24 protein-coding genes are annotated in these 23,689 nt (G+C 56.8%); 15 read left to right on the top strand and 9 right to left on the bottom strand.

Translation table 11 applies throughout. From position 1 onward, the window contains the following. Positions 1 to 4: 4 nt before the first annotated feature. Both INR77_RS00670 and INR77_RS00665 read left to right on the top strand, forming a co-directional pair. Positions 5 to 727: a glycerophosphodiester phosphodiesterase family protein gene (locus INR77_RS00670; RefSeq protein WP_223072053.1), complete on the top strand. Its 723-nt coding sequence runs from the start codon at positions 5 to 7 to the stop codon at positions 725 to 727. Continuing rightward, the gene (locus tag INR77_RS00665; RefSeq protein ID WP_223072052.1) at positions 724 to 1,863 is read left to right on the top strand and encodes a GNAT family N-acetyltransferase; all 1,140 of its coding nucleotides are present in this window, start codon (positions 724 to 726) and stop codon (positions 1,861 to 1,863) included. The genes INR77_RS00670 and INR77_RS00665 overlap by 4 nt, the downstream gene beginning before the upstream one ends. Before the next feature lie 10 nt (positions 1,864 to 1,873). On the opposite strand, the gene INR77_RS00660 is transcribed toward INR77_RS00665, so the two are convergent. After that, on the bottom strand, positions 1,874 to 2,200 hold the full coding sequence (locus INR77_RS00660) for a hypothetical protein (protein WP_223072051.1): 327 nt from the start codon (positions 2,198 to 2,200) through the stop codon (positions 1,874 to 1,876). Positions 2,201 to 2,570: 370 nt separating this feature from the next. On the opposite strand from INR77_RS00660, the gene dksA reads away from it, so the two are divergent. The 4 genes from dksA to INR77_RS00640 all read left to right on the top strand — a co-directional run bounded on the left by dksA (position 2,571) and on the right by INR77_RS00640 (position 5,653). Further along, positions 2,571 to 3,029, top strand: a complete 459-nt coding sequence (dksA, locus tag INR77_RS00655; protein ID WP_223072050.1) for an RNA polymerase-binding protein DksA — start codon at positions 2,571 to 2,573, stop codon at positions 3,027 to 3,029. Between the two features lie 186 nt (positions 3,030 to 3,215). Next, a complete protein-coding gene (locus INR77_RS00650) occupies positions 3,216 to 3,617 on the top strand; it encodes a PilZ domain-containing protein (protein WP_370632254.1) in 402 nt (133 codons plus the stop codon). Positions 3,618 to 3,683: 66 nt separating this feature from the next. Further along, positions 3,684 to 5,150, top strand: coding sequence for an ABC transporter substrate-binding protein (locus INR77_RS00645; protein WP_255573842.1), 1,467 nt, complete (start codon positions 3,684 to 3,686; stop codon positions 5,148 to 5,150). A gap of 113 nt (positions 5,151 to 5,263) precedes the next feature. Further along, complete coding sequence (locus INR77_RS00640) at positions 5,264 to 5,653, top strand: DUF4112 domain-containing protein (protein WP_223073330.1); 390 nt, start codon at positions 5,264 to 5,266, stop codon at positions 5,651 to 5,653. A gap of 38 nt (positions 5,654 to 5,691) precedes the next feature. On the opposite strand, the gene INR77_RS00635 is transcribed toward INR77_RS00640, so the two are convergent. Further along, on the bottom strand, positions 5,692 to 6,300 hold the full coding sequence (locus INR77_RS00635; RefSeq protein WP_223072049.1) for an HNH endonuclease: 609 nt from the start codon (positions 6,298 to 6,300) through the stop codon (positions 5,692 to 5,694). A 135-nt stretch (positions 6,301 to 6,435) separates the two neighbouring features. Between INR77_RS00635 and gluQRS the strand changes: the two genes are divergently transcribed. From gluQRS to INR77_RS00615, 4 genes are all read left to right on the top strand, one after another. Continuing rightward, a complete protein-coding gene (gene gluQRS / locus INR77_RS00630; RefSeq protein ID WP_223072048.1) occupies positions 6,436 to 7,278 on the top strand; it encodes a tRNA glutamyl-Q(34) synthetase GluQRS in 843 nt (280 codons plus the stop codon). Positions 7,279 to 7,302: 24 nt separating this feature from the next. Next, entirely contained in the window at positions 7,303 to 7,545 is a 243-nt protein-coding gene (locus tag INR77_RS00625; protein WP_223072047.1) for an HIG1 domain-containing protein, read from the top strand. A 14-nt stretch (positions 7,546 to 7,559) separates the two neighbouring features. Continuing rightward, positions 7,560 to 8,135, top strand: coding sequence for a cob(I)yrinic acid a,c-diamide adenosyltransferase (locus tag INR77_RS00620; protein ID WP_223072046.1), 576 nt, complete (start codon positions 7,560 to 7,562; stop codon positions 8,133 to 8,135). A 73-nt stretch (positions 8,136 to 8,208) separates the two neighbouring features. Next, entirely contained in the window at positions 8,209 to 9,078 is an 870-nt protein-coding gene (locus INR77_RS00615; protein ID WP_223072045.1) for a 3-hydroxyacyl-CoA dehydrogenase NAD-binding domain-containing protein, read from the top strand. A gap of 6 nt (positions 9,079 to 9,084) precedes the next feature. Here the strand turns inward: INR77_RS00615 and INR77_RS00610 are convergent, their stop codons facing one another. Beyond that, positions 9,085 to 9,558, bottom strand: a complete 474-nt coding sequence (locus INR77_RS00610; RefSeq protein WP_223072044.1) for a hypothetical protein — start codon at positions 9,556 to 9,558, stop codon at positions 9,085 to 9,087. Positions 9,559 to 9,618: 60 nt separating this feature from the next. Further along, the gene (gene mutS, locus INR77_RS00605; RefSeq protein ID WP_370632253.1) at positions 9,619 to 12,255 is read right to left on the bottom strand and encodes a DNA mismatch repair protein MutS; all 2,637 of its coding nucleotides are present in this window, start codon (positions 12,253 to 12,255) and stop codon (positions 9,619 to 9,621) included. A gap of 227 nt (positions 12,256 to 12,482) precedes the next feature. On the opposite strand from mutS, the gene INR77_RS00600 reads away from it, so the two are divergent. Both INR77_RS00600 and INR77_RS00595 read left to right on the top strand, forming a co-directional pair. Next, complete coding sequence (locus INR77_RS00600) at positions 12,483 to 14,744, top strand: NADP-dependent malic enzyme (RefSeq protein ID WP_223072043.1); 2,262 nt, start codon at positions 12,483 to 12,485, stop codon at positions 14,742 to 14,744. Positions 14,745 to 14,965: 221 nt separating this feature from the next. Continuing rightward, positions 14,966 to 15,763, top strand: a complete 798-nt coding sequence (locus INR77_RS00595) for an Abi family protein (RefSeq protein WP_255573841.1) — start codon at positions 14,966 to 14,968, stop codon at positions 15,761 to 15,763. Positions 15,764 to 15,802: 39 nt separating this feature from the next. Here INR77_RS00595 and INR77_RS00590 read toward each other — a convergent pair whose 3' ends face one another. After that, entirely contained in the window at positions 15,803 to 16,504 is a 702-nt protein-coding gene (locus INR77_RS00590; protein WP_223072041.1) for a tRNA (guanosine(46)-N(7))-methyltransferase TrmB, read from the bottom strand. Positions 16,505 to 16,600: 96 nt separating this feature from the next. Here INR77_RS00590 and INR77_RS00585 point away from each other — a divergent pair, with 96 nt between their 5' ends. Next, entirely contained in the window at positions 16,601 to 17,815 is a 1,215-nt protein-coding gene (locus INR77_RS00585; RefSeq protein WP_223072040.1) for a mechanosensitive ion channel family protein, read from the top strand. A gap of 91 nt (positions 17,816 to 17,906) precedes the next feature. Here INR77_RS00585 and ctrA read toward each other — a convergent pair whose 3' ends face one another. Next, on the bottom strand, positions 17,907 to 18,602 hold the full coding sequence (ctrA, locus tag INR77_RS00580; RefSeq protein ID WP_223072039.1) for a response regulator transcription factor CtrA: 696 nt from the start codon (positions 18,600 to 18,602) through the stop codon (positions 17,907 to 17,909). 499 nt (positions 18,603 to 19,101) lie between these two features. Here ctrA and INR77_RS00575 point away from each other — a divergent pair, with 499 nt between their 5' ends. After that, positions 19,102 to 20,070 (top strand): nuclease-related domain-containing protein, encoded by a 969-nt coding sequence (locus tag INR77_RS00575; RefSeq protein WP_223072038.1) that lies wholly within the window; start codon positions 19,102 to 19,104, stop codon positions 20,068 to 20,070. A gap of 7 nt (positions 20,071 to 20,077) precedes the next feature. Here the strand turns inward: INR77_RS00575 and rpoN are convergent, their stop codons facing one another. Next, positions 20,078 to 21,592 (bottom strand): RNA polymerase factor sigma-54, encoded by a 1,515-nt coding sequence (rpoN, locus tag INR77_RS00570; RefSeq protein WP_223072037.1) that lies wholly within the window; start codon positions 21,590 to 21,592, stop codon positions 20,078 to 20,080. Between the two features lie 11 nt (positions 21,593 to 21,603). Then, positions 21,604 to 22,404 (bottom strand): LPS export ABC transporter ATP-binding protein, encoded by an 801-nt coding sequence (gene lptB / locus INR77_RS00565; protein ID WP_223072036.1) that lies wholly within the window; start codon positions 22,402 to 22,404, stop codon positions 21,604 to 21,606. A 235-nt stretch (positions 22,405 to 22,639) separates the two neighbouring features. Between lptB and INR77_RS00560 the strand changes: the two genes are divergently transcribed. Then, the gene (locus INR77_RS00560) at positions 22,640 to 23,017 is read left to right on the top strand and encodes a hypothetical protein (RefSeq protein ID WP_223072035.1); all 378 of its coding nucleotides are present in this window, start codon (positions 22,640 to 22,642) and stop codon (positions 23,015 to 23,017) included. A 39-nt stretch (positions 23,018 to 23,056) separates the two neighbouring features. Here INR77_RS00560 and ppa read toward each other — a convergent pair whose 3' ends face one another. Beyond that, positions 23,057 to 23,590 carry an inorganic diphosphatase gene (gene ppa / locus INR77_RS00555; protein WP_223072034.1) on the bottom strand — a complete coding sequence of 178 codons (534 nt, stop codon included), beginning with the start codon at positions 23,588 to 23,590 and terminating at the stop codon, positions 23,057 to 23,059. Positions 23,591 to 23,689 lie beyond the last annotated feature (99 nt).

Genomic DNA, 23,689 nt, shown 5'->3' with positions numbered 1-23,689 from the left:
GACCTTGCGGCGCGCACCTGAATGGCTGACCCGGTGGGAATATGCTCACCGGGGCCTGCATTCATCCGAAGTGCCGGAAAACTCTCTGGCGGCTGCAAAGGCAGCGATTGCTGCCGGATTGGGCATTGAATGCGATATTCAGCGCTCCAGCGATGGGCAGGCGATGGTATTTCATGATTGGGAGCTTGATCGGCTTACCGCTGCATCCGGGATAACCGAAGAACACACGCGAGCAGCGCTCGAAAGCCTTACATTGCGCTCCAATGGGGAACCGATCCCTTCGATTGAGGCTTTTCTTGTATGTGTGAGCGGCGCGGTGCCGCTTTTGATCGAGATAAAGTCGAAGCCTGACTATGATGTGGAACAAAGCTGTAAAGCGGTTGCTGATGCGGTGCGGCATTATTCAGGCGATTTTGCCGTGATGAGCTTTGATCCGAGGGTTTCTGCGTGGTTCCATAAGGAAGAGCCAAGCGTCGCCGCAGGCCTAGTGATGCGCGAAGACGGCTATGGCTACACTCAGACGCAGGAAGCGCGTGAGGCGGCTTTTGCTGAGGCGGAGCCTGATTTCCTCGCCTACCATGTGGTTGCTCTGGCTAATCCGTGGGTTGAAGAGCTTCGCAAAAGCGGGCTTCCCGTGCTGACATGGACGGTCAATTCGCCTGACGCGCGCGCGCACGCTCTTAAATTCGCAAACGCTTTGATCAGCGAAGGCGAGGGTCTGGCATGAGCGACGGCGAACTTACAGTTCGGCTGGCACCCGGTGTCGGTGAATTTGATGCCAGCGAATGGAATGCGCTGCGGGGCGCGGATAACCCATTCATGTCGCACGAATTTCTGACTTCGCTTGAAGATTCAGGCAGTGTGGGATCTGGCACAGGATGGGATCCCGCCCCAATCACGATCACCGATGAGGCGGGCAAGCTGCTCGCCGCCATGCCAAGCTATGCAAAGGGACATTCTCAAGGCGAATATGTCTTCGACCATGCTTGGGCGGATGCTTTGCACCGCGCAGGTCGCAATTATTATCCCAAAATTCAAATCGCAGCGCCGTTTACTCCGGCAAGCGGTCCTCGCTTGTTGCTCTCTGCCCCCTCTCTCGCGACACACCTTTTGAAAGGCGCGGAAGTGGTGTGTTCGCAAAATGGCCTTTCATCGGCTCACGCAACCTTTGTGGAGCCTGCGCAGGTGCCGATCTTTGAGGAAGAGGGTTGGCTCATCCGCAGCGACCTCCAGTTTCACTGGCTCAACCGTGACTACGATAGTTTTGATGAGTTCTTGGGCGATCTCGCGTCGCGCAAGCGCAAGAATTTGCGCAAAGAACGCGAGGCAGCGGTAAGGGGCCTACGGATTGAGCGGCTTTCAGGCGATGCGATCAAGCCAGAGCATTGGGACGCGTTTTGGGTGTTTTATCAAGACACTGGCGCGCGCAAATGGGGGACGCCTTATCTAACGCGAGAAGCCTTTACATTGATGGGGGAGCGGATGGGCGATCGTATCGTCCTCATTCTTGCGTTTGACGGCGATGAACCCATTGCAGGCGCGCTTAATTTCGTCGGCAAGGATGCGATCTATGGCCGCTATTGGGGATGCACGCGCGATGTGCGCTTTTTGCATTTCGAACTGTGTTATTATCAGGCGATCGACATTGCGATCGAGCTTGGCTTGCCGCGTGTAGAGGCCGGGGCGCAGGGCGGGCACAAGCTTGCCCGGGGCTATGAACCGGTGCAGACTTTCTCAGCCCACTATCTCGTCGATCCCGGCTTTCGCGAAGCGGTTGCCGATTTTCTTGAGCGCGAACGTCAAGGCGTTGCCGCGGATCAAGTGTATCTGGATCAAAGAACACCGTTCAAAAAAGGCGATTGATCAAAAGGGTTTAAGCGGCGCGGCGCTCCTCAGCGAGCCAGCGACGAGCGCGGCGTTGCGCCTCGGCGATTTCACGAGCAGTCATCTCATCGGCAACATCGGCGCGGCAAAAACCGGCATCTTCGTGGCCTCTTGATGCAGCAAGGTTAAACCACTTGTGCGCTTCGACCAGATCACATTCCACACCATTCGAGCCTGTTGAATAGGCAACGCCCAAATTGAACAGGGCTGCGACATCCCCAGCCATCGCATCGGCCAGATAACCTGCAATCGCCAGATCAATTTCACCGCTTCCAACAACTTCGGCATCAAGGCCATTAAGTGCTTTCAATTCCATCTTCCACATTCCCCGTTTTTCCAAAGTTCTAACCCCCCGGTTGAACTCCGATGCCAAGAACTCCCCGATCATGGTCAACAATTGGTTAACGACATCGCGATTTTCTTGCTGCCCCCTGCGGACGGGAGTGCGGACGGGAGTGCGGACGGGAGTGCGGGCGGGAGTGCGGGCGCAGGTGCTAGCAAAGGGTTTGCGTGGCGTATTGAGGCGTTTTTGGGCGTTTCTTTTCCAGTCCTTGGTAAACTGTCTTGCGGGGTTCTGGTGGCTTGCCTATAGGCGCGCCTAGCAATGGGATTGCCGGACTGTTTTGCGAGTGGAAGCGCGATGAGTCTGGCCGTCAGCAACACGGGTTTTGGGATTAGAGGACCACATGGCAGCGGCGGCATCTGAAGAGATTGAAATCATCGAAAAAGCCAAAGAGCTTCTTGGCGAAGATTACACACCGAGTGATGATGAAGAGTATATGAGCGAGCGTCAGCTTGCGTATTTTCAAATGCTTTTGCTTGATTGGAAACGCTCCATTCATTCAGCAGCCGGTCAAACGCTTCAATCGCTTGCGGATGGACCTATTCGCGAAGCTGACCTGAATGACCGCGCGTCGAGCGAAACCGATTGGGGTATCGAACTGCGCACCCGCGATCGTCAGCGTAAACTTGTCTCCAAAATCGATTCTGCCCTTCGCCGCATCAAGGAAGGCGAATATGGCTATTGCGAAGTGACCGGAGATCCCATCGGGCTCAAACGTCTGATTGCAAGGCCGGTTGCGACTATGACGGTTGAGGCGCAAGAAGCGCATGAGCGTCGTGAGAAAATCTCGCGCGACGACTGATTTATCCTCAATTCTGCTCCATTTTGGGACACCCTTTCCGTTTGCCGCCATTTTGGGGGTGAATCGGCGGTGAATTTTACAAGTGATTAACTGCGTGCTTGTACCTATCTTCCAAGACGCGTTTCCGGGTGCTTTAGGAGGAAGAAACGCCGGGAATTAGCGGCCTTCTGGAAGAATGGGCCTGGTGTGACAAACGGAGATCTTGCGACAATGACAGGTGTCGAGACGAGAAGTGTATCGCGTGATAGCCTTTTCCTTCTGGCTAACGTGCGCGTTGAGCAAAGTGGCGAACCTGCGCGCGTGCGCGTTCGCAACCTGTCCGATGGTGGCATGATGGGCGAAGGGGCCGTGCAAATCGTCCGGGGTAACCGGGTCGAGGTTGAACTGCGCAATATCGGCACTGTTAAAGGCTCGGTCGCGTGGGTTCAGGATCAACGCTTTGGCGTTGCTTTTGATGAAGAGATCAATTCTGCTGCGGCTCGTGCGCCAGCTGGCTCTGGCGGGCAAGATGTGTCTGAAAGCGGCATTTCGCGTGCCCATCGCGCGCCTCCACCGCCTGCAACTCCGGTCAATTTGCGAAAAATCTAGCGTAAATTTCAACGCGCAGCCGCACTTGGCGGTGTTTTGCTGGCCAATCCTTGCTAGATTGGCGCTGTGATACGCGCCGCATTCGCCTTTCCCCTTGTTATTGCCCTGTTCGCCTGCGGACCCGCAGCCGACCGGGGCCCTGTCACTATTGGCGTGATTGGTGAAAGCGAGGCCCTGTTTGACACAGGGGTCAGGCTTTCCGCAGGAGCGCAGCATTTGCGCGCAGCTTCCAATGAAGGGTTGGTCGCGCTCGATCTGTCCGGACAGGTTGTGCCTGCGATAGCTGAACGCTGGATCGTCACCGATGATGGGCTCAGCTATATTTTCCGCCTTCGCAACTCCAATTGGTCCAATGGCGAACCTATCACCGCCAGCGACATCAGAACGATGCTGCAAGAGCGCTTGCGCGAGCTTGAAGGCACTTCGCTTGGCCTTGACCTTGCCAAGGTCGTTGAGGTGCGGGCGATGACCGGGCGGGTGATCGAGCTTCGCCTGTCTGGGCCCATGCCGCAATTCCTTCGCCTTCTGGCTCAGCCGGAACTTGGCTTTTCCTTCGGGCGCCGCGGGGTGGGTGCCGGGCCGATGACGGTGACGCGCGATGATAACGCGCCTCTTGCCCGACTGGCGATGATGCCCCCTGAAAATCGCGGGCTTCCCGCGCGCGAGGATTGGGAGGAGATGACTCGCAATCTCGCTGTGCGCAATCTCACTGCGACTGAGGCGATTGAATCGTTTTCCGACGGCGAGGTCGATCTTGTTCTGAACGGCTCGATTGCTGATTTTCCGATGATTGAGCTTGGCCCCTTGTCGCGCGGCGCGGTCCAGGTTGATCCTGCTATCGGTCTGTTCGGCCTGCAAGTGCGCAATGACAGCGGATTGCTGTCCGATCCTGATCGGCGTGAAGCGTTGTCGATGGCGATTGACCGCGAGGCGCTGATCCAGCCCTTTGGGCTTGGCGGCTGGGTTTCTGCCACCTGGATCGTGCCCCCTGAATTCTTCACTCCCGGAACGCTGACCGCCAATCGCTGGCCCGATCTTGGTCTGGAAGAGCGCCGCGCGGTTGCACGCCGTCGCATCGCGACGTGGAGCGCTGGGGAGCCGAGCGTTTCCGTTGGCCTCCCAGATGGGCCGGGGGGTGATCTTTTGTTCGATGCGCTTTCTTCCAGTTGGCGCCAGATTGGCGTGACGACGCGGCGCGTCGGAATTGGTGAGGGCGGAGATCTGGAACTGCGCGACCGGCTGGCCCGCTATTCCTCGCCGCGATGGTTCTTGAACCAGCTGAACTGCGCTGTTGCTTTGGGGCTGTGTTCAGAAGAAGCCGACGCATTGGTGCGCGATTCTCTGGCATTAAAAGACCCCGAATCCAAAGAGCTCCTTTTGATCGAAGCGCATTCGATTTTGACTGAGGCCGAAGTCTTCATCCCGCTAGGCGTTCCGGTGCGCTGGTCACTCGTTCGCGGCTCTGTCGAGGGGTTTCAGCCGAACCCCTGGGGTCTCCACCCCTTGCCTGCGCTGGCTGAAAACACCAATTAAGGGTGAAGGAGTGCATAATGACGAACCGTGCTGACCGACCCTCGATCCTGACACCTGTGCGCCCAAGCAAAGCAGACGGGCAGGAAAACGATGCCGGGCTTCATGCAGAAACGATGGGCTTTTCGCTTCCCACTGGCACGGATCCACATTCGGTTCGGGCAAGGGTCGAAGCATTGGAGATATTGCTTGAGCGCTCCTTTCGGATTCCCGGTGTGAATATGCCGATCGGGCTTGACGCTATTGTCGGTCTGATCCCGGTCGTTGGCGATATTGTGACCACTGCGCTTGGCGCTTACATCGTGTGGGAAGCGCGCAATCTCGGCCTTTCCAAGTTTCAGCTGACCCGTATGGGTGCCAATGTTGCTTTCGATACGCTTCTTGGTCTTGTGCCGCTGGTCGGGGATGCAGCCGATTTCTTCTACCGCTCCAACACCAAAAACTTGCGCATTTTGAAAAAGCATCTGGATAAACATCACCCCGAAACCCGCGTTTTAGAGGGTTGATCGGGCGCGCGTTTGAGGCGCGCTGAGCTCCAGCTATTCTAAGCTTCCAGTTCGATGTCCCAATAAAGCCAGTCGCGCCAAGTTTCGTGCAGATAATTGGGCGGGAACATCTTGCCCTGCTGCTGCAATTGCCAGCTGGTCGGGCGGATCGGGCGAGCCTGCACTGGCATTGCGGCCTGTTTCGGAGTGCGCCCGCCTTTTTTCATATTGCAGGTTCCACACGCGGTGATGATGTTTTCCCAAGTGGTCTTTCCGCCCAAGCGGCGCGGGATCACGTGGTCAAAGGTCAGGTTTTCGCCCGAACCGCAATATTGGCAGGTAAACTTGTCGCGCAAAAACACGTTAAAGCGCGTGAAGGCGGGAAACTCGCTCTGCTTTACATATTGCCGCAATGCAATCACGCTTGGGATCTTCATGTCGAGGCTGGGCGAGTGCACTTCGCGATCATAGCTTGCGACAATGTCCACCCGGTCAAGGAACACCGCCTTGATCGCGGTCTGCCATGGCCACAGGCTCAAGGGATAGTAGGAAAGCGGAGTGTAATCGGCATTCAGCACAAGCGCAGGGCAGGCTGAGAGATGACTGCCCGCATCGTCCTCAGCGCTGCGATAGCGCGCCGCCGTTTCGATCAGTTCGGCTTTGAACATGGGTTCGCAAATCCTTTTCTGATTGATGTTGAACATGACCTAGGCGGTGTCAGAGTCAAATATGTGACATTGTGGGTATCCACAGGAACAGCGTGTGGATAGCCTGAGGACAACTCCTGTGGCACAGATAAAGGCATGAGCACCCCGACTGCTTCAAACCGACCTTGCATCACGCGATTTGCGCCCAGCCCGAATGGCTCGCTGCATCTGGGTCATGCCTATTCCGCTATCGTCGCGCATGACCTGGCGAAGGCGAGCGGGGGGCGGTTTCTTGTTCGGATCGAGGATATTGACGGCGCGCGCTCGCGTCCTGAGCTGGCCGATGAATTTCGTCGCGATCTCGAGTGGCTTGGCCTTGAATGGGAGGAGGTGCCCGCCCAGTCCACGCGGCTGGCATCTTACGAGGCGGCTTTTGCAAGGTTGAAAGCGGCTGGCCTTGTCTATCCTTGCCGCTGTACGCGGGCCGATGTTCAGGCGGCTGGGGCAAAGATGGGGCCGATGGGTCCGATCTATCCCGGCACGTGCAAGAACGTGGTTATCCCCGCAGATACGCAGGTCCAATGGCGGCTCGACTTGGAGGCTGCGGATCGGCTAACGGGTCAGCTTAAATGGTATGACGACTTCGACGGCGTGCAGTTTTGCGACCCCTATCAGCTTGGCGATGTAGTGCTTTGGCGGCGCGATGAGCCGGCAAGCTATCACTTGGCCGCCACCCTTGATGATGCAGCGGATGGGGTGACTTTGGTCACGCGAGGTCGGGATTTGTTTGAAGCGACCCATATTCACCGCGTGCTTCAGGCGCTGCTCGACTTGCCAACGCCAGCCTATCACCATCATGCGCTTGTGCTCGATGAAAGGGGCGAAAAACTTGCTAAAAGGCGAGGGTCACCCGCCCTTGCAGCGCGGCGCGAGGCGGGCGATGATGGCCGCGTGCTTGCCGAACAACTCAGGATGCAAAAATTCGAGCTTGGAACTTGAAGGCGTAAGGACCATTTATAACCCATGAATTATTTTCTGATCATTGTCCTTGCGGTGCTGTGTGCGCTTGTCGTCTTTTCGCTGGTGCGCGGGATTATCGCTTTCCTCAAAACCACCAAGATTGACCTTGATAGCGGTGAGGCGGAAACCGTGCCTGAGATGCAGGAAATGCAGAACAAGGCGATGTTTGCCCGGATCAAATATCAGGCCATGGCCATCGCCGTGATCGCTCTGATTGCCGTGATTGCGGGCGCTGGCGGCGAATAGCGCCGCGCTTTTCCATGGTCAAAATCAACAAGATTTATACGCGCACAGGCGATGATGGAACGACGGGCCTTGTCGATGGCTCACGTCTTCCCAAACACGCAGCGCGCATGGAAGCGATTGGCGCGGTTGACGAGGTGAACGCAGCGCTTGGTCTTGCCCTTCGCAAGCTTTCGGGTGCATCGGCCGATGCCGTCTACCGCATCCAGAACGATCTGTTTGATCTGGGCGCTGATTTGGCGACACCGGCGGGCAAGGACGATGATTTTGCCCCTTCCGACATGGTCTTGCGCATCATCGAGGTACAAGTGGAATGGCTTGAGCATCAGATTGACAGTTTGACCGCTAAGCTTGAGCCGCTCACCAGCTTCATTCTGCCCGGCGGCACAGAAGCTGCCGCGCGTCTGCATTTGGCGCGCACCGCTGCGCGGCGGGCCGAACGCGCCATGGCCGCTCTTGCGGGCGAGGAGCCCGTTAATCCTGCTGCGCTTCGCTATATCAATCGGCTGTCCGATTACCTTTTTGTTCTTGGCCGCGATGCCAATGATGCGGGTAAGGCAGACATTAAATGGGTGCCCGGCGCCAACCGGTGATGCGCTAACCGCTAGTCATTTGGCCAAACCTTCGCTAGTAGCCCATGCTGCACTTGCGAAGGGACCTGCTGCTATGCAAAAAATCGCCGTAATCGGAGCCGGACAAATGGGCACCGGCATTGCTCAAACTGTTGCCGCAAATGGTATGCAGGTGATGCTTTCAGACGTTGATCTGGCAACCGCTGAAGGGGGTAAGGCCAAGGTCGACAAAGCGGTCGCGAAACTGGTTGGGCGCGGCAAGATGGAAGCCGATGCTGCAGAGGCACTGCTTGCCCGGATTACGCCGGTTGCTGACTATGCCCCGATGGCTGAGGCCAATCTCATCATTGAGGCAGCGACCGAACGCGAAGAGATCAAGAACGCTATTTTCGAGGCAGCGGGCAAGGTTTTGAGCGATGATGCGATCCTTGCATCCAACACCAGCTCTATTCCCATCACACGCATGGCGAACCATTCGCCTGACCCTGCGCGCTTTATCGGGCTTCACTTCTTCAACCCGGTGCCTGTCATGGGCCTGATCGAGGTCATTCCCGGCCTTGCCACCGCCAAGGACACGACCGACTGCGTCACCGAATTTGCGCAAGGTTTGGGTAAAGAAGTGGTGCTGAGCCAGGATGAACCCGGCTTTGTTGTCAATCGCATTCTCTTGCCGATGATCAACGAGGCCGTCTTCGTGCTGGGCCAATCGACCGCCGGGATTGAAGACATCGACAAGGGTTGCCGTCTTGGCCTCAACCACCCGATGGGTCCGCTGCAACTAGCTGATTTCGTTGGCCTTGATACCTGTCTTGATATTATCAAAGTGCTCTACAAAACCACGCGCGACAGCAAGTATCGCCCTGCGCCTTTGCTGGTCAAATATGTCGAAGCAGGCTGGCTTGGCCGCAAGACGGGCCGCGGTTTTTACGATTACACTGGCGAGGAACCAGTCCCCACGCGCTGATTGCGATTAGCCAGTGGTGTTGAGGGTGCCACGGCTTTCGCCGCCTGGTGGCTCAACAGCGGGTGCGTTTGGTGCTGCGCTCGACGTGATGGTCGGGCCGCCCGCGCTGTCGCGTCTGCGTCCGCCGGCGTTACGGGTGGGCGCGTTGTCCATTGCGCCAAGGTCGGCAAACGGGTCTGCGGCTGATGGGCCGGTAAAGCTGGGCTTTTGTGACGCGGCGCGCGGCGCAGGTGCGGCGCCCCATCCGGCATCGCCACCGCCAGCATCGCCCCATCCCGCTCCCGTTCCATCGGCAAAGCCCTGCTCGGCAGGCGCAGTTGGAGCCGCCTCAGGCACAGGTGCGCTGGCCACAGGTTCAGCGGCGGGCTGCGCACCGGGCTTATACTCATTGAGCACAAGGCTCGCGACCAGTGCGATGGCCACAACTCCCCCGGCAAAGCCGAGTGCGATCTTGGGATTTCCGAAAATTGAATTGGACATGACGGAGGAGATAGCCTCGCGATGGTTAAGGTTTGGTTTTCGGCAAACGCTTAGCGGGCGTTAGTCCAATCCTTTTTTCAGGTCATAAAGAAGGTCGAGCGCTTGACGCGGGGAAAGCGCATCGAGGTCCGCCTCTTTCAGCCGCCGGGCGAGCGCTTCTTCGCTGGTTTCAGCAGGCGCGCTTGCCGCCGCAGCAGCGAATAGCGGGAGTTCGCCCAGCCCTGCGGCCAAGCCTCCCGTTTCATTGCGCGCCGCTTCAAGCTTTTCAAGCACTTGAGAGGCCCGCGCTATGACGTTCTTGGGAACGCCCGCCAGTTTTGCCACGGCCAGCCCGTAAGAGCGATCCGCAGGCCCTTCGGCAAGCTCGTGGAGGAGGACGAGATCGCCCTTCCATTCACGCGCGCGCACATGGTGAAGCGACAATTGCTTGCAGGTTTCAGCAAGGCGGGAAAGTTCGTGATAGTGCGTTGCGAAAAGGCAGCGGCACTCGATTTTTGAATGCACCGCCTCAACCACTGCCCATGCGAGCGCGAGGCCATCGTAGGTCGATGTTCCCCGACCCACTTCGTCCAGAATTACAAGGCTTTGTGAGGTCGCTTGGCTCAGGATGGCTGCGGTTTCGACCATCTCGACCATAAAGGTTGAACGACCCCTAGCGAGGTTGTCGGAGGCCCCAACGCGACTGAAGAGGCGGTCAACAAGACCTATATGGGCAGAAGTCGCAGGCACGAAGCACCCGGCTTGCGCCATCAGAGCGATGAGCGCGTTCTGGCGGAGGAAGGTCGATTTACCGCCCATATTGGGCCCACCGATGAGCCACAGGCGATCATCGTCTTTGAGCTTGCAGTCGTTGGCGACAAAGCGCTCACCCGCTTTCGCAAGCGCGGCTTCCACCACCGGATGGCGCCCACCGATGATATTGAGCGCGCCGCTTTGGGAGATTTCGGGCCGCGCCCAATCGCCTTCGCTCGCGCGTTCGGCATTGCCAGCGGACACATCAATGCGCGCCAGAGCCGCTGCGGTGGCGGCAATCGCCTCGCGCACCTGCGCAACCGCCCGGCAAAGCTCTTCAAAATGCGCCTCTTCCAAAGCCAGTGCGCGGCCTCCGGCTTCGGAGACGCGAGATGCTTCTTCGTGCAGGGTGAGCGAGTTGAACCGAACCGCGCCTTTCATCGTCTGGCGATGGGTGAAGCCGCTGTCCGGTGCCATCAGGGCATCGGCATGGCGGCTGGGCACTTCGATGAAATATCCAAGCACACCGTTGTGCTTGATCTTGAGCGAGGCAATGCCCGTTTCATCACGATAACGCGCTTCCATAGCGGCGATCGCGCGCCGCGCGCTGCCTGACATTGCGCGCAATTCATCGAGGCTCGCGTCATACCCTTCAGCGATAAAGCCGCCGTTCGAGCGCTCGGTGGGAGGCGATGCAACAAGCGCACGCGACAGCTCGTCCACCAGAGCCCCGTGGCCGGTCAGCTTTGGCAGTAGTTGGTCGAGCAGGGCAGGGCGATCCGCCTCTCTTGTGAGCCAGTCATAAAGACGCGCCGCTTCGCCCAATCCATCGCGCACCTGCCCCAAGTCTCGCGGGGACCCGCGACTTGCGACAATACGCCCAAGGGCACGGCCAAAATCGGGCAAAGCTCGCAAGCAATCGCGCAAGTTTGCCCGCTCAATCGGACGATCGAGCCAGAACTGCACCAGCGCCAGGCGATCCTCAATTACTTGTTGGTCAAGGAGCGGCGCTGACAAATCCTCTGCCAAAGCCCGCGATCCCGCACCGCTCGAACATCGGTCAAGCGTTGCGACAAGGCTTCCTGCGCGCCCGCCGCCCGACGCTTCGAGGATTTCAAGGCTGGTGCGGGTCGCCTCGTCCATCGCCATGCACAGCGCGCCCGCGCGCGAGCTTGGCGGCAGGAGGAAAGGCAATTCGCCTCTCCCAACATGGGTAAGATAAGCGATAAGCCCGCCTGCCGCCGCCAGCATCGGCCGCGAAAATTCGCCAAAGCCATCAAGCGTGGATACGCCGTGGAGCGCTTTCAGTCGCTCAGCGCCCTCATCGCTTGCAAACAGGCTCTTCGCCTGTGTCGCCGCCTCATCCAGCGAATGTTCGAAATCCTCAGGCACGACAACTTCGCTAGGGCCAAGGCGCGCGAGCGTTGCACTCAGAAGCGAAGGCTCGCACTCTTCAAGCACCATTGATCCGGTTGAAATGTCGCACGAAGCAATGCCCAAAGTGCCCCGCACCTCGCATACGGCAACCAAGAGGTTAGCCCGGCGCGGCTCCAACAAAGCCTCTTCGGTGAGCGTTCCCGCTGTCACAAACCGCACAATATCGCGCGCGACCAGCACTTTGGATGATGGCTTGCCCTCGCGTTTTGCCCGCGCTTTGGCTTCGTCCGGTGTTTCCACCTGTTCAGCAATCGCGACGCGCTGCCCTGCTTTGATCAGCCGTGCCAGATAGCCTTCGGCTGAATGCACCGGCACACCGCACATTGCGACAGGCTCTCCGTCATGTTCGCCCCGTGCCGTTAGAGCAATGTCGAGAATGTCGGCTGCGACCTTCGCATCATCGAAAAACAGCTCGAAAAAATCGCCCATCCGATAAAACAGGAGCGAGCCTTCAGCCTCGCGTTTAAGCGCAAGATACTGCTCCATCATCGGAGTGGGTTTGCCAGAGGATGTTTTCGAGCCGGCCATCGCAACAGGCCTAACCAGCGTGGGCGCGATTCGGGAAGGGCGGGCAACTCACTTATCCGCCCCCGTGTCCGCTCTCGTGTTCGCTCCCGCGATTGTCTGCTTCCGACAATGTGAGATTGGGCACTATTCAACCGGGGAGCGGCGGGCTAAGGCTTCACGATAAACCCACGCCAAGACAACACGTTCCATCGGCGACACTCAGCACGCTACACTTTAGGGGGCCCATTATGTCAGACGAACCCAAGGGCGGATTTACCGCCCGCGAAGCGCTCTTTTACCACGAGACTATCCGTCCAGGTAAGCTTGAGATCGTCGCGACTAAGCCGATGACCTCGCAGCGCGATCTGTCGCTTGCCTATTCCCCCGGTGTGGCCGTTCCTGTCGAAGCGATTGCCGGTGATCCATCGCTCGCCGCGCGCTACACCGCAAAGGCGAACCTTGTGGCGGTGATTTCCAACGGTTCGGCTATCCTTGGCCTTGGCAATCTTGGCGCACTGGCATCGAAGCCCGTCATGGAAGGCAAGGCGGTGCTGTTCAAACGCTTCGCTGATGTGGACTCAATCGACATTGAGCTGGCGACCGAAGACCCTCAAGCCTTCATCGAAGCGGTTGCCCTGATGGAGCCAAGCTTTGGCGGCATCAATTTAGAAGACATCAAGGCGCCTGAATGCTTCATCATTGAAGCCGCCCTTCGCGAACGCATGAACATTCCGATCATGCATGATGACCAACACGGGACTGCAATCATTACCGCAGCCGGCCTGCTCAACGCCTGCTACCTCACCGACCGCAAGATCGAAGATGTCAAAGTCGTCGTGAATGGCGCTGGTGCGGCGGCGATCGCTTGTACCGCTCTCGTCAAAGCCATGGGTGTGCGTCACGAAAACGTGATCATGTGCGACCGCAAAGGACCGATCACGCCGGGACGCGACAATGTCGACCAATGGAAGAGCGCTCATGCGGTGGCAACCGATGCGACCACCCTTGAAGAGGCTCTTAAGGGCGCTGACATTTTCCTCGGTCTTTCTGCTGCTGGCGCACTCAAGCCCGAATGGGTCGCCGATATGGCGGACAAGCCCATCATCTTTGCAATGGCGAATCCAACGCCTGAAATCATGCCGGATGAAGCAAAAGCCGTGCGTCCCGATGCAATCATCGCCACCGGGCGCAGCGATTTTCCCAACCAGGTCAACAATGTGCTTGGCTTCCCCTTCATCTTCCGCGGCGCACTCGATGTGCAGGCGACCACGATCAACGAAGAGATGAAGGTCGCCGCTGCCACTGCGATTGCGGAACTCGCGCGCCAACAGGTGCCAGAGGAAGTCGCGAGCGCTTATGGCAAAAACCAGAAGTTTGGAACCGACTACATCATCCCTGCGCCTTTCGATCCACGTTTGATCGAAGTGGTTTCTTCCGCTGTCGCCAAGGCTGCGATGGATTCAGGCGTTGCGCAAGCGAGCATCGAGGATTTCGACCAGTACAAGCACGCTCTCAAATCGCGCCTTAATCCTACCACTTCGGTCCTCACGGGCGTTTACAACGAGGCGCGGGCCAATCCTAAGCGCATGGTGTTTGCCGAAGCCGAGGAAGAGGTTGTACTGCGCGCCGCGATCCAGTTCCGCGATTTTGGCTATGGCACGCCCATCCTCGTGGGTCGCACCAAAGCGGTGCTCGACAAGCTTCACCAGCTGTCGGTTTCTGACCCGCAAAGCTTTGAGATCCAGAACTCAGCCGATAGCGAGCACGTGCCTGCGATGGTCGATTATCTTTATGACCGCCTTCAACGGCGCGGCTATACTGAGCGTGATGTGCGCCGCATGGTCAATCAGGAGCGGAATGTCTTTGCTGCGCTTCTCGTCGCGCTTGGGCATGGCGATGGCATGATTACAGGCCTCACGCGCACCTATGCCCAGACCATGCGCGAGGTGAACCTTGTGCTCGACAAGAAAGCGGGCGCGCTGCCGTTTGGCATCCACATGATGATCGGGAAGAACCACACAACATTCTTGGCCGACACCACCATCAACGAGCGGCCCAGCGCAAGCGAGCTTGCCTATATCGCGCGCGAAACCGCTGCTGTGGCGCGCCGAATGGGTCACGAACCGCGTGTGGCGTTCCTGTCCTATTCAACCTTCGGCAATCCGTCGGGTCAATGGCTTGCCGATATTCGTAAAGCCGTTGGTATTCTTGATGAAGAAGGCTGCGACTTCGAATATGAAGGCGAGATGGCGCCCGATGCAGCGCTCAACCCTGCGGTGATGAAGCTTTACCCGTTCAGCCGCTTGTCCGGCCCTGCCAATGTGCTGGTCATGCCGGGTCTTCAATCGGCGAACCTGTCTGCGAAACTGCTGCGTGAGCTTGGGTCCAACACGACGGTTGGTCCAATGCTCTTGGGCATGGAGAAGCCAGTGCAGATTGCGCCAATGACAGCGATTGCGCCCGATGTGTTGACGCTGGCGGTGCTGGCTAGCGCGGGGGTTGTGGGTTAGCGCTGACGATTTACCGATGGTATTTCAAATATTTGAGAATATACTATCGCTAATCGAGACAAAATAGACTTGCAAAAATGCAATTTTATATCTATTCAGATCATGTCATGGGCCGCCACACGTCCTCTTAGAGGAGTGCAAAAGGGCGGTCCTTTTTTATTCTAATGACGTTAATCCCTTACACCAAACCTCACGCAACCGCTCTTCAGAGAGTAACTCATTTGCGCGCCCGTGGCTTACATATTCCACAGCCAAATGTGGCGGCAAAGAAAATTGATTCAATCGGCTATGAGCGCCTGAGAATCTATTTTCTGAGCCGCCGTGACCATACTCTAGCCCACAGACCATTCTTGCACGGCACATCTTACCGAGACATCTTGCGCATTTACGAATTCGACGAGAAGCTTCGGGCCATATGCTTTGATGCGATCGGCAAATACGAACTCTTATTTCGCAATGCGATGTCAGAAGAACTAAGCCAGCGCTTCGGTGGTCACCCTTACGAAAATGTTGCTGCCTTCAAAAATGCGAAAGCACACGCACAAGCCTACCAAATGCTTCTCTCCACGTATGATAAAAGCAAGGATCAGAGAGCGAAGCACTACCGGGCAAAATACAACCCACCGCTCCTGCCACCCATCTGGACGATGAAAGAATTTCTAACCTTCGGGGCTGCTGGACGTTTATTCAAGTGTCTAGACGGAACAACAAGAGGAGGTGTTGCGAGAGGCTTCGGGGTTCCATCGACCGCGGTATTTCAGAGCTGGCAAGATGCTTTTGTCGATTTACGAAACATATGCGCGCATCATGATCGACTGTTCAATAGGAGCTTTCAGAAGCAACCGCAGACACTAAACAGTGCTAGTATTCCCTCGGCCAATCCGACTAAGCTCAAAGCGATTATAGAATGCTTGGATCATTGCCTGAAATCAAAGGGCAAGAAACCTGCTACCAATCCAAAAGTCGCTAAGCTTCTATCTCGATATTCAGAAGTCACACCAACAGAACTTGGCTACTAAATCGCTTCTCAAGATCCGCCTGCCTGCTCCGTCTCCGGCTCACTTTCTCCTGAACCGGAAGTACCAAACCTCGTGACCGAACACATTGCGCGCTTTGGTTTCATAGCGCGTCTCGCACCAGCCCGAGGGGCGGTTTTGCCAGCTTTCCGGGCCCTCCACGACCCATTCAAATTCGTTCGTAAAGCGCTGCATTACCATTAGCGCATGGCGCACGTAGATCGGGTGATCGGTGCCAAAGCGGAATTCACCGCCCGGTTTCAACTTGTCCGCGATCATCTGAACCGGGCCGTCGTTCATCATCCGGCGCTTAGCGTGCTTGTTCTTGGGCCAAGGATCGGGGTGGAGAAGATATACCATCAAAAGCGATGCGTCCGGCACGCGGCCAAGCACTTCCAAGGCGTCCCCTGCGTGAAGGCGCACGTTTGAAAGCTTGCCATCATCGACGTGCGTCAACGCCTGCGCGACCCCGTTAATAAACGGTTCTGCGCCGATAAACCCATGATTTGGAAGCAAATCTGCGCGGTAGGCCAAATGCTCACCCCCGCCAAAGCCGATCTCGAAATGCATCTGGCAGTCTTCGCCAAACAGACGTTCAGCCGTCACCGGACCTTCCGCAGGCACAGCGATTTGCGGCAACAGATTATCGACCAGCCCCTGCTGCTTCGCGCTCAGGGGTTTGCCAATCGAGCGGCCATAAAGCCTGCTCAATGTCGTCGGATCACCTTCTTTAAATGCGCTCATGCGAAGGCTCGCTAGTCGGAGGAGGGGGGATTTGTCCAGCCATTAGAGGGGCAAGCCGCTTGAGGCTGCGCCGCTCCTTCCTATATCGCACCGCATATGGAACAGCTTTTGGCCTTTTTCTCCGCTCAGCCCTTGTGGGCACAAAGTGTCATCGGCGTCACCGGGCTTCTGATTGCCTCGCTCCTCGTCAATTTCATTCTCAAAGACGTGATTTTGCGGATTGCTGCGCCGTATCTGGATCGCAAGAGCAGCACGATCGACCGATCAGCCACCTGGTTTGCAACCGTTGCCCCGCTGCTGGTGATTTCCAAGGGTATTGGCTTTGTACCGGGCCTAGAAGATTGGGCGGTGGAGCTGATTTCTGATGTCAGTCAGTCGGTTATCGTTCTTTCCATCGCAATGGGAATCGTCAAGGCGTTGACCTATGTGAATGAGGTTTATGAGCGCCGCCCGCAGGCGAAAAATCGCCCGATCAAAGGCTATTTGCAAGTCGTCAAGATTATCGTCCTTTGCGGCGCGGTGATCATCCTGATTTCCATCCTAATTAACGAAAGCCCTTTCCTGCTTTTAAGCGGGCTTGGCGCGATCACGGCGGTTTTGCTCCTCGTTTTCAAAGACACCATCCTCAGTCTCGTTGCCAGCGTCCAGCTGAGCACTAACGATATGCTTCGCGTGGGTGACTGGATCACCATGACCAGCATGGGCGCAGATGGCACCGTGATCGACATCTCGCTTCACACGGTAAAGGTGCAGAATTTCGACAAGACCATCGTGTCGATCCCCACATATCGCCTCGTCGCTGACAGCTACCAGAACTGGCGCGGGATGGCTGAGAGCGGGGGGCGGCGGATCAAGCGGGCGCTGCATCTCGATCAGAATTCGGTGCGGTTCCTTTCCGATGAGGAGGTTTTGGACCTCAAGAAATTCAAAATGCTCAAGGCCTACCTTGCCGATAAGCGCGAAGAGATTGCCGAGTGGAACGCAAGGGAGCTTGAAGGCGAGGACGCGCCCGTCAATGCTCGGCGCCTCACCAACCTGGGCACATTGCGCGCCTATATCGAGGCCTATTTGCGCTGGCATCCGCACATCAACAATGACTTCACCTTGATGGTGCGCCAGCTTGCCCCCGGCCCGCAAGGCGTGTCGCTGGAGCTTTATTGCTTTACCGACACAACCGCCTGGGAGATCTATGAAGGCATTCAGGCCGACATCTTCGATCACCTGATCGCGATTGTGTCCGAGTTTGACTTGCAGCTATTCCAAGAGCCTTCGGGCAGCGACTACGCCAGGCTCGTTGACCGGGGCTCGTAAACCACCACTAAGCCTGTAGGAAAGCAAAACGCCCGGCGGCCTTTTGGCTACCGGGCGTTTCGCGCTGAAGTTCGTGTTTGGTGCGAGGCGCTTACGCGGCTTCGGCATCCTCGTGCGGATCGCGAAGCACATAGCCGCGGCCCCACACTGTCTCGATGTAGTTGTCGCCGCCGCAAGCAAGGCTCAATTTCTTGCGCAGCTTGCAGATGAAAACGTCGATGATCTTGAGTTCAGGTTCGTCCATGCCGCCGTAAAGGTGGTTCAGGAACATTTCCTTGGTGAGGGTCGTACCCTTGCGAAGCGAGAGAAGCTCAAGCATCGCATATTCTTTACCCGTCAGGTGAACACGTGCGCCATCGACTTCGACGGTTTTCGCATCGAGGTTAACCGCAAGCTTACCAGTGCGGATGATCGACTGGCTGTGGCCTTTCGAACGCCGCACAACAGCGTGGATACGCGCCACCAGCTCTTCGCGGTGGAAGGGTTTGGTCACATAATCGTCTGCGCCAAAACCGAAGGAGCGGATTTTGCTGTCCATCTCGGCAATGCCCGAGAGGATGAGAACCGGCGTTTGCACCTTGGCAACGCGCAGTTTCTTAAGAACGTCATAGCCGTGCATATCAGGCAGGTTCAGGTCGAGCAGGATGATATCGTAATCATACAGCTTACCCAGATCGAGGCCCTCTTCGCCAAGATCGGTTGAGTAGACATTAAAGCCTTCAGTGGTCAGCATAAGCTCGATGGCTTTTGCCGTTGTCGGCTCGTCTTCAATCAACAACACTCGCATTTCTGGTCCCCTATTTGCCCCATCGGATGGACGTAAAAGGTTATTGGTAACGTCTCGCTAAGAGATATTGCCCTCTATTAACCACACAAGTTCTGAACGGAAAAGGTTAATTTAGCGTAAACCAAGCAATTCCGGCGAGTCGCAGGGGGAATACGTAGTGAAGGGATCAGGGTTTGACCGGGGCGTTTGAGACACTTGAGACACTGTTCAAGGGGCGAAAATATTTTCTGCCAAATGGGTGGGTGATGGGCGTTAGGATTGACGAAGAAAGGGTTACCATTTGAGCGCTGGCATAGTCGCCATGGGGCGTTGTAGGAAATCTCCATGGCTCTAGCGTGTATCGGCAAATAATGATCGAATGGCGCGCAATACTGTCTCTTAATTCTTGCAGGCTACTTCGGAGGACTGAAGAGGAGAGTGCATCTTGATTCTTAAGCAATCCGATGACCGCGCCGGGGATTTTCTGGAACTAACGCGCTTGGCTGGCCGCTGTGACGAAGTGCAGAAGCGCCGCCTTGATAAAGAATATGCAAATTTATGTTCCGGCAGGAAAGGCGAGCGAGACGCGGCCTATTTTATGAACCGTGAATTTGGCCAATCTAAATCTATCGGCATCGTCCACGATTTGCGGATAGCGGTGAATGACGAGTTTGCTCAAATTGATCACCTTGCAATTCACCGTTTGCAGGGGCGTCTCTGGCTTTGCGAGACGAAAAATTATGGCGGACGATTGCAATGCAATGAGCACGGTGAGTGGACCGTTTGGTATGGCAAGAAGCCACAGCCTGTACCGTCTCCCGTAAGTCAGGCCCGCCGCCAAGCCATCGTGCTTGAACGCTGGTTAAAGCTCAATGGCTATGGCTACCTCGAAGTCTTTCCACTCGTTTTGCTTGCTCCGACCGCGAGTATTGATCGCCGTAAGATGCCAGAGGATGTGACGGTCGTGAAATCCGACCAATTTGGTGAATGGTGGGAACGTCAAGCAAATGAACTTGGGGCAATGACCGCACTGAAAATGGCGGCGGCCGCGCTTTGGGAAAAACGGGATGAGGCTTGGCTGCGCGAGCTTGGCGATAAGCTGTGCAGTGCGCATACCCCAATAACTTTCGACTGGGAGAAGCGGCTTGGATTGGAACCGACTATCGATCCGATACAAGAACAGAGAGCCAATTCTAATGTGCGTGTGCTGCACGCGGCGAAAAAACAAGCGAGCCAGGATGAGCCTGATCTCTCAACCATTGTGTCGCCATATGGCGAGATTAAATTTGTCGCACTAGGCAATAGCGAGGTGGCCATCAGAAACCCGCCAGTCGAGCGGTTGATTGAGGCGGTACGAGGCACGGTCAAGGGGCGAGGGCGTTGGCAGCCACGGTTCAAAAATTGGATTGTAAAGAGACAGGATTTTGCGCAGGTTCGCCAGCAAATTGAGAATAAATTGGCAGCGTCAAAGAGCGAACGCCGCGCTTAGGTAATCGTCAAATCCCCGCCAGCTTCTTCGCGCGCCTTCTCTCCGCACTCGAACCCACCCCAATCGCCTCGCGGTATTTCGCAACCGTCCGCCGCGCTAGGCCGAAGCCTTCCTCATTGAGCAGGTCTGCGAGTTTCTGATCGGAGAGAACCTTTTTGGGGTCCTCTGCATCGGTGAGCGCCTTGATCCGTGCCTTGATCGCTTCCGAAGATGCGCCTTCGCCGTCCGAGGAGGAAACGCCGCTGGTGAAGAAGTATTTGAGCTCGAACGTGCCGCGCTCGCACCACAGATATTTGTTCGAGGTTACGCGGCTGACCGTGCTTTCGTGCATATCAATCTGCTCGGCGACTTCGCGCAAAGTGAGCGGGCGCAGTTCGGATACGCCGCGGCGGAAAAACCCGTCCTGCTGCTTCACGATTTCAGCCGCTGTCTTGAGGATCGTCTTCTGACGTTGGTCCAGCGCGCGGATCAACCAATGTGCATCGGCAAGCTTCTCTTTCAGCCAGCCTTGCGTTTCAGCATCGGCGGTTTTGCTCTCACCGCCAAGTTCGACAAAATAGTCGCGGTTCACGACAAGGCGCGGGAGCGTGTCTTCATTAAGCTGAATGTCCCAGCCGCCATCATCCTTTGCATTCAGGAGCACATCGGGGATGACAGCCTCGCTTGTTGATGAGGCGAAAGCGAGGCCTGGCTTGGGGTCATACTGGCGAAGTTCGCGCAGCATATCGGCAAAGTCTTCATCATCGACACGGCACAGGCGTTTGAGCCGCGCAATCTCACCCTTGCCCAGCAGATCGAGATTGGCGAGCAGCGTCGCCATCGCTGGATCATAGCGGTCTGCCTCTTTCGCCTGAAGCGCGAGACATTCGCCAAGGTCGCGCGCGCCAACGCCGGTGGGATCGCACATCTGGACCACCTCAAGCGCGTCCTCAGCGCAATCCATATCGACGCCCAGATCATAGGCCACATCGCGCAAGGGCGTGCTCAGATAGCCCGCATCGTCGAGCAGCCCCGCGATGTGGCGCGCGACAAATTCTTCGCGCGGGTTTGTAGCAAGCCCGCCAATTTGCGCGTCGAGATGCTCGGCGAGCGTGAGCTCTGCAGCTTTGGTGGCCTCCAGCCCCGGCAAATCGTCGAGCCCGCCACCTGAACTGCCAGCCGCACCCCACTCCGCATCCGACGGTCCCGCGCGCCCTCCAACATCGGCCTCGCCCGTATCGCGGTCGCGGTCGAGCGCGCTTGTATCAATGTCGAGCGGTGCCTCGCTCTCGCCCTGACCTTGAGCCATCAATTGATCGCTGGTGAATTCCTCACGCGGGATGTCGTCCGCCTCGCCAGAAGGCCCATCATTGTCAGCAGAAACAGAGCCGCTTTCGAGCAGCGGATTGCTCTCCAGTGCATCGCCAATGAATGTCTCAATCTCAAGGTTTGAGGCTGCGAGCAGTTTGATCGCCTGCTGCAGCTGGGGCGTCATCACCAGCTGTTGTGATTGGCGTAAGTCGAGGCGTGGACCAAGGGCCATAGGGGGTGGGCCTAGAGCGTAAAGCTTTCGCCGAGATAAAGCCGCTTGACGTTTTCATCCGCGACCAATGCTTGCGGTGTTCCTGCAAACAGCACTTGCCCGCCATAGATGATGCAAGCGCGATCCACGATGTCCAAAGTCTCACGCACATTGTGATCGGTGATGAGAACCCCGATCCCGCGGCTTTTCAAATCCTTCACAAGATCGCGAATATCGCTGATCGAGAGCGGATCAATCCCGGCGAAAGGTTCATCGAGGAGCATGATCGAAGGCTTGGCAGCCAAAGCGCGCGCAATTTCACACCGTCGCCGTTCACCACCTGACAATGCCATGGCGGGGCTTTCGCGAAGGCGAGTAAGGCCAAATTCATCAAGCAACCGCTCCAATTCGCGCGCGCGCGTTTGGGCGTCGGGTTCGACCATTTCAAGCACGCAGTTGATGTTCTGTTCAACTGTCATGCCCCGAAAAATGCTGGTTTCCTGAGGCAAGTAGCCAAGGCCCAGAATGGCCCGCCGGTACATCGGCAGGTTCGTCACATCCTCGCCATCCATCAGGATGCGGCCAGAATCAGGCTTCACCAGACCCATGATCGAATAAAAGCAGGTGGTCTTGCCTGCGCCATTAGGGCCAAGCAGGCCGAGCACCTCGCCTTTTGCCACGGTCAGCGAAATATCGGTTAAAACCGCACGCTTGTCATAACTTTTGGCAATAGAGACAACTTCCAGCCCGCCATCGGGCATTGGGGCATTGGCATCAATCACGCTCTCGCGCGACGCGTCGGGTGGCGTATCAAAGGTCGTTGTATCACTCATACGATTCTCGCTTAGCATCGTCCTTGCCCTCGCGAAAAGGGTCATAAGACAAATTGGCAAGATTTTTGCTAGAGCCGCCGTTTTGACAACGCTCTTCTAAGAAAAACCCCCTAATTTTTCGTGCGTTGGGCCCGCTTGCAGGTCGCGATATTTCACTTTGGTTACTGTGCTTGCAAGACTCGGCACTCTTTGAGATACTCACGTCAGAGAGAGAAAGCCGTTGGGGAGCGTGCATATGAGAGAGCTGTCACACCAGCACGAGGTTGCTGATAGGCAAAGTGAAAGCGTCAAGGATTGGCGCAAACGCATGAGCGATCACGTCGCTTATGCGCTTCTGGTCTACACCGCCTTGCAAATTTTCATGACAGTCAAAGCGCTCAATCAGGGGATGGCATCGATCCTTCCCTACATCGCTCTGGTTATTCTTGTGGCTGCCATCATCCCGGCTTGCCGCTGGTTTGAGCGGCGCTGGACCGTGATGTCGGACGAAGAGGCGGTCGATCCAGCGTTCGCAGGCGCGTTTCGCCGCGACACTATTATGCTGTGGGTAATGGCAATCGGTCTGCCGCTGGCATTGACCGGTCTGTGCAAGGCGATTTTCGCACTCGTCTAAGAACGAGCCGCGAAAATCGCGCAATCATTGCACTAGAGCTTAACCGCCAGTTTTGGCGCGCTCGATCGCTTCGGTGACGACTTGTCGTGCTTCTGCAGCATCGCCCCATTTACCGATGCGCACCCATTTTTCGGCTTCCAGGTCTTTGTAGTGGGTGAAGAAATGTTCGATCTGTTGCAGGATGATCGAAGGCAAATCCTTCGTCTCGCCCACATCTGAATAGTAAGGGAAAGTCGAGTTGATCGGCACGCAGACGAGCTTTTCGTCGCCGCCATGTTCGTCTTCGAGGTTCAGAACCCCGATAGGGCGCGCTTTCACAATGCAGCCCGGAATGAAGGGCGAGCGCGCAATCACCAGCGCATCAAGCGGGTCGCCATCGGGCGACAATGTGTGCGGCACAAAACCGTAATTGGCAGGATAGCGCATGGGCGTGTGGAGAATACGGTCCACGAAAAGCGCGCCGCTGGCTTTGTCGAACTCGTACTTTACCGGTTCGCCGCCGGTGGGCACTTCAATGATGACGTTGAGGTCTTCTGGCGGATTGTCCCCGGTAGGGATCATGTCGATACGCATTGAGAGGTTCCTGATAATTGCGGCAGGCAATTGCGCCCGCTCTGGTTGCCAAGCGCCTCTAGCGACCTGCAAGCCATTGCGAAAGACCTTCCTTAGTCG

This window comes from Erythrobacter sp. SCSIO 43205 (genome assembly GCF_019904235.1).
Taxonomy (GTDB): Bacteria; Pseudomonadota; Alphaproteobacteria; order Sphingomonadales; family Sphingomonadaceae; genus Erythrobacter.
The sequence above is the reverse complement of the archived record's forward strand: the minus strand, read 5'-3'. Positions and strand labels throughout refer to the sequence as shown.

What these genes read in the sequence shown, in the direction of transcription:
- INR77_RS00665 (WP_223072052.1), top strand. Translation starts at nt 724, where the DNA reads ATGAGCGACGGCGAACTTACAGTTCGGCTGGCACCCGGTGTCGGTGAA.
- INR77_RS00660 (WP_223072051.1), bottom strand. Translation starts at nt 2,200, where the DNA reads ATGGAATTGAAAGCACTTAATGGCCTTGATGCCGAAGTTGTTGGAAGC.
- dksA (WP_223072050.1), top strand. Translation starts at nt 2,571, where the DNA reads ATGGCAGCGGCGGCATCTGAAGAGATTGAAATCATCGAAAAAGCCAAA.
- INR77_RS00640 (WP_223073330.1), top strand. Translation starts at nt 5,264, where the DNA reads ATGGGCTTTTCGCTTCCCACTGGCACGGATCCACATTCGGTTCGGGCA.
- INR77_RS00635 (WP_223072049.1), bottom strand. Translation starts at nt 6,300, where the DNA reads ATGTTCAAAGCCGAACTGATCGAAACGGCGGCGCGCTATCGCAGCGCT.
- gluQRS (WP_223072048.1), top strand. Translation starts at nt 6,436, where the DNA reads ATGAGCACCCCGACTGCTTCAAACCGACCTTGCATCACGCGATTTGCG.
- INR77_RS00625 (WP_223072047.1), top strand. Translation starts at nt 7,303, where the DNA reads ATGAATTATTTTCTGATCATTGTCCTTGCGGTGCTGTGTGCGCTTGTC.
- INR77_RS00620 (WP_223072046.1), top strand. Translation starts at nt 7,560, where the DNA reads ATGGTCAAAATCAACAAGATTTATACGCGCACAGGCGATGATGGAACG.
- INR77_RS00615 (WP_223072045.1), top strand. Translation starts at nt 8,209, where the DNA reads ATGCAAAAAATCGCCGTAATCGGAGCCGGACAAATGGGCACCGGCATT.
- INR77_RS00610 (WP_223072044.1), bottom strand. Translation starts at nt 9,558, where the DNA reads ATGTCCAATTCAATTTTCGGAAATCCCAAGATCGCACTCGGCTTTGCC.
- mutS (WP_370632253.1), bottom strand. Translation starts at nt 12,255, where the DNA reads ATGGCCGGCTCGAAAACATCCTCTGGCAAACCCACTCCGATGATGGAG.
- INR77_RS00600 (WP_223072043.1), top strand. Translation starts at nt 12,483, where the DNA reads ATGTCAGACGAACCCAAGGGCGGATTTACCGCCCGCGAAGCGCTCTTT.
- INR77_RS00590 (WP_223072041.1), bottom strand. Translation starts at nt 16,504, where the DNA reads ATGAGCGCATTTAAAGAAGGTGATCCGACGACATTGAGCAGGCTTTAT.
- INR77_RS00585 (WP_223072040.1), top strand. Translation starts at nt 16,601, where the DNA reads ATGGAACAGCTTTTGGCCTTTTTCTCCGCTCAGCCCTTGTGGGCACAA.
- ctrA (WP_223072039.1), bottom strand. Translation starts at nt 18,602, where the DNA reads ATGCGAGTGTTGTTGATTGAAGACGAGCCGACAACGGCAAAAGCCATC.
- rpoN (WP_223072037.1), bottom strand. Translation starts at nt 21,592, where the DNA reads ATGGCCCTTGGTCCACGCCTCGACTTACGCCAATCACAACAGCTGGTG.
- lptB (WP_223072036.1), bottom strand. Translation starts at nt 22,404, where the DNA reads ATGAGTGATACAACGACCTTTGATACGCCACCCGACGCGTCGCGCGAG.
- INR77_RS00560 (WP_223072035.1), top strand. Translation starts at nt 22,640, where the DNA reads ATGAGAGAGCTGTCACACCAGCACGAGGTTGCTGATAGGCAAAGTGAA.
- ppa (WP_223072034.1), bottom strand. Translation starts at nt 23,590, where the DNA reads ATGCGTATCGACATGATCCCTACCGGGGACAATCCGCCAGAAGACCTC.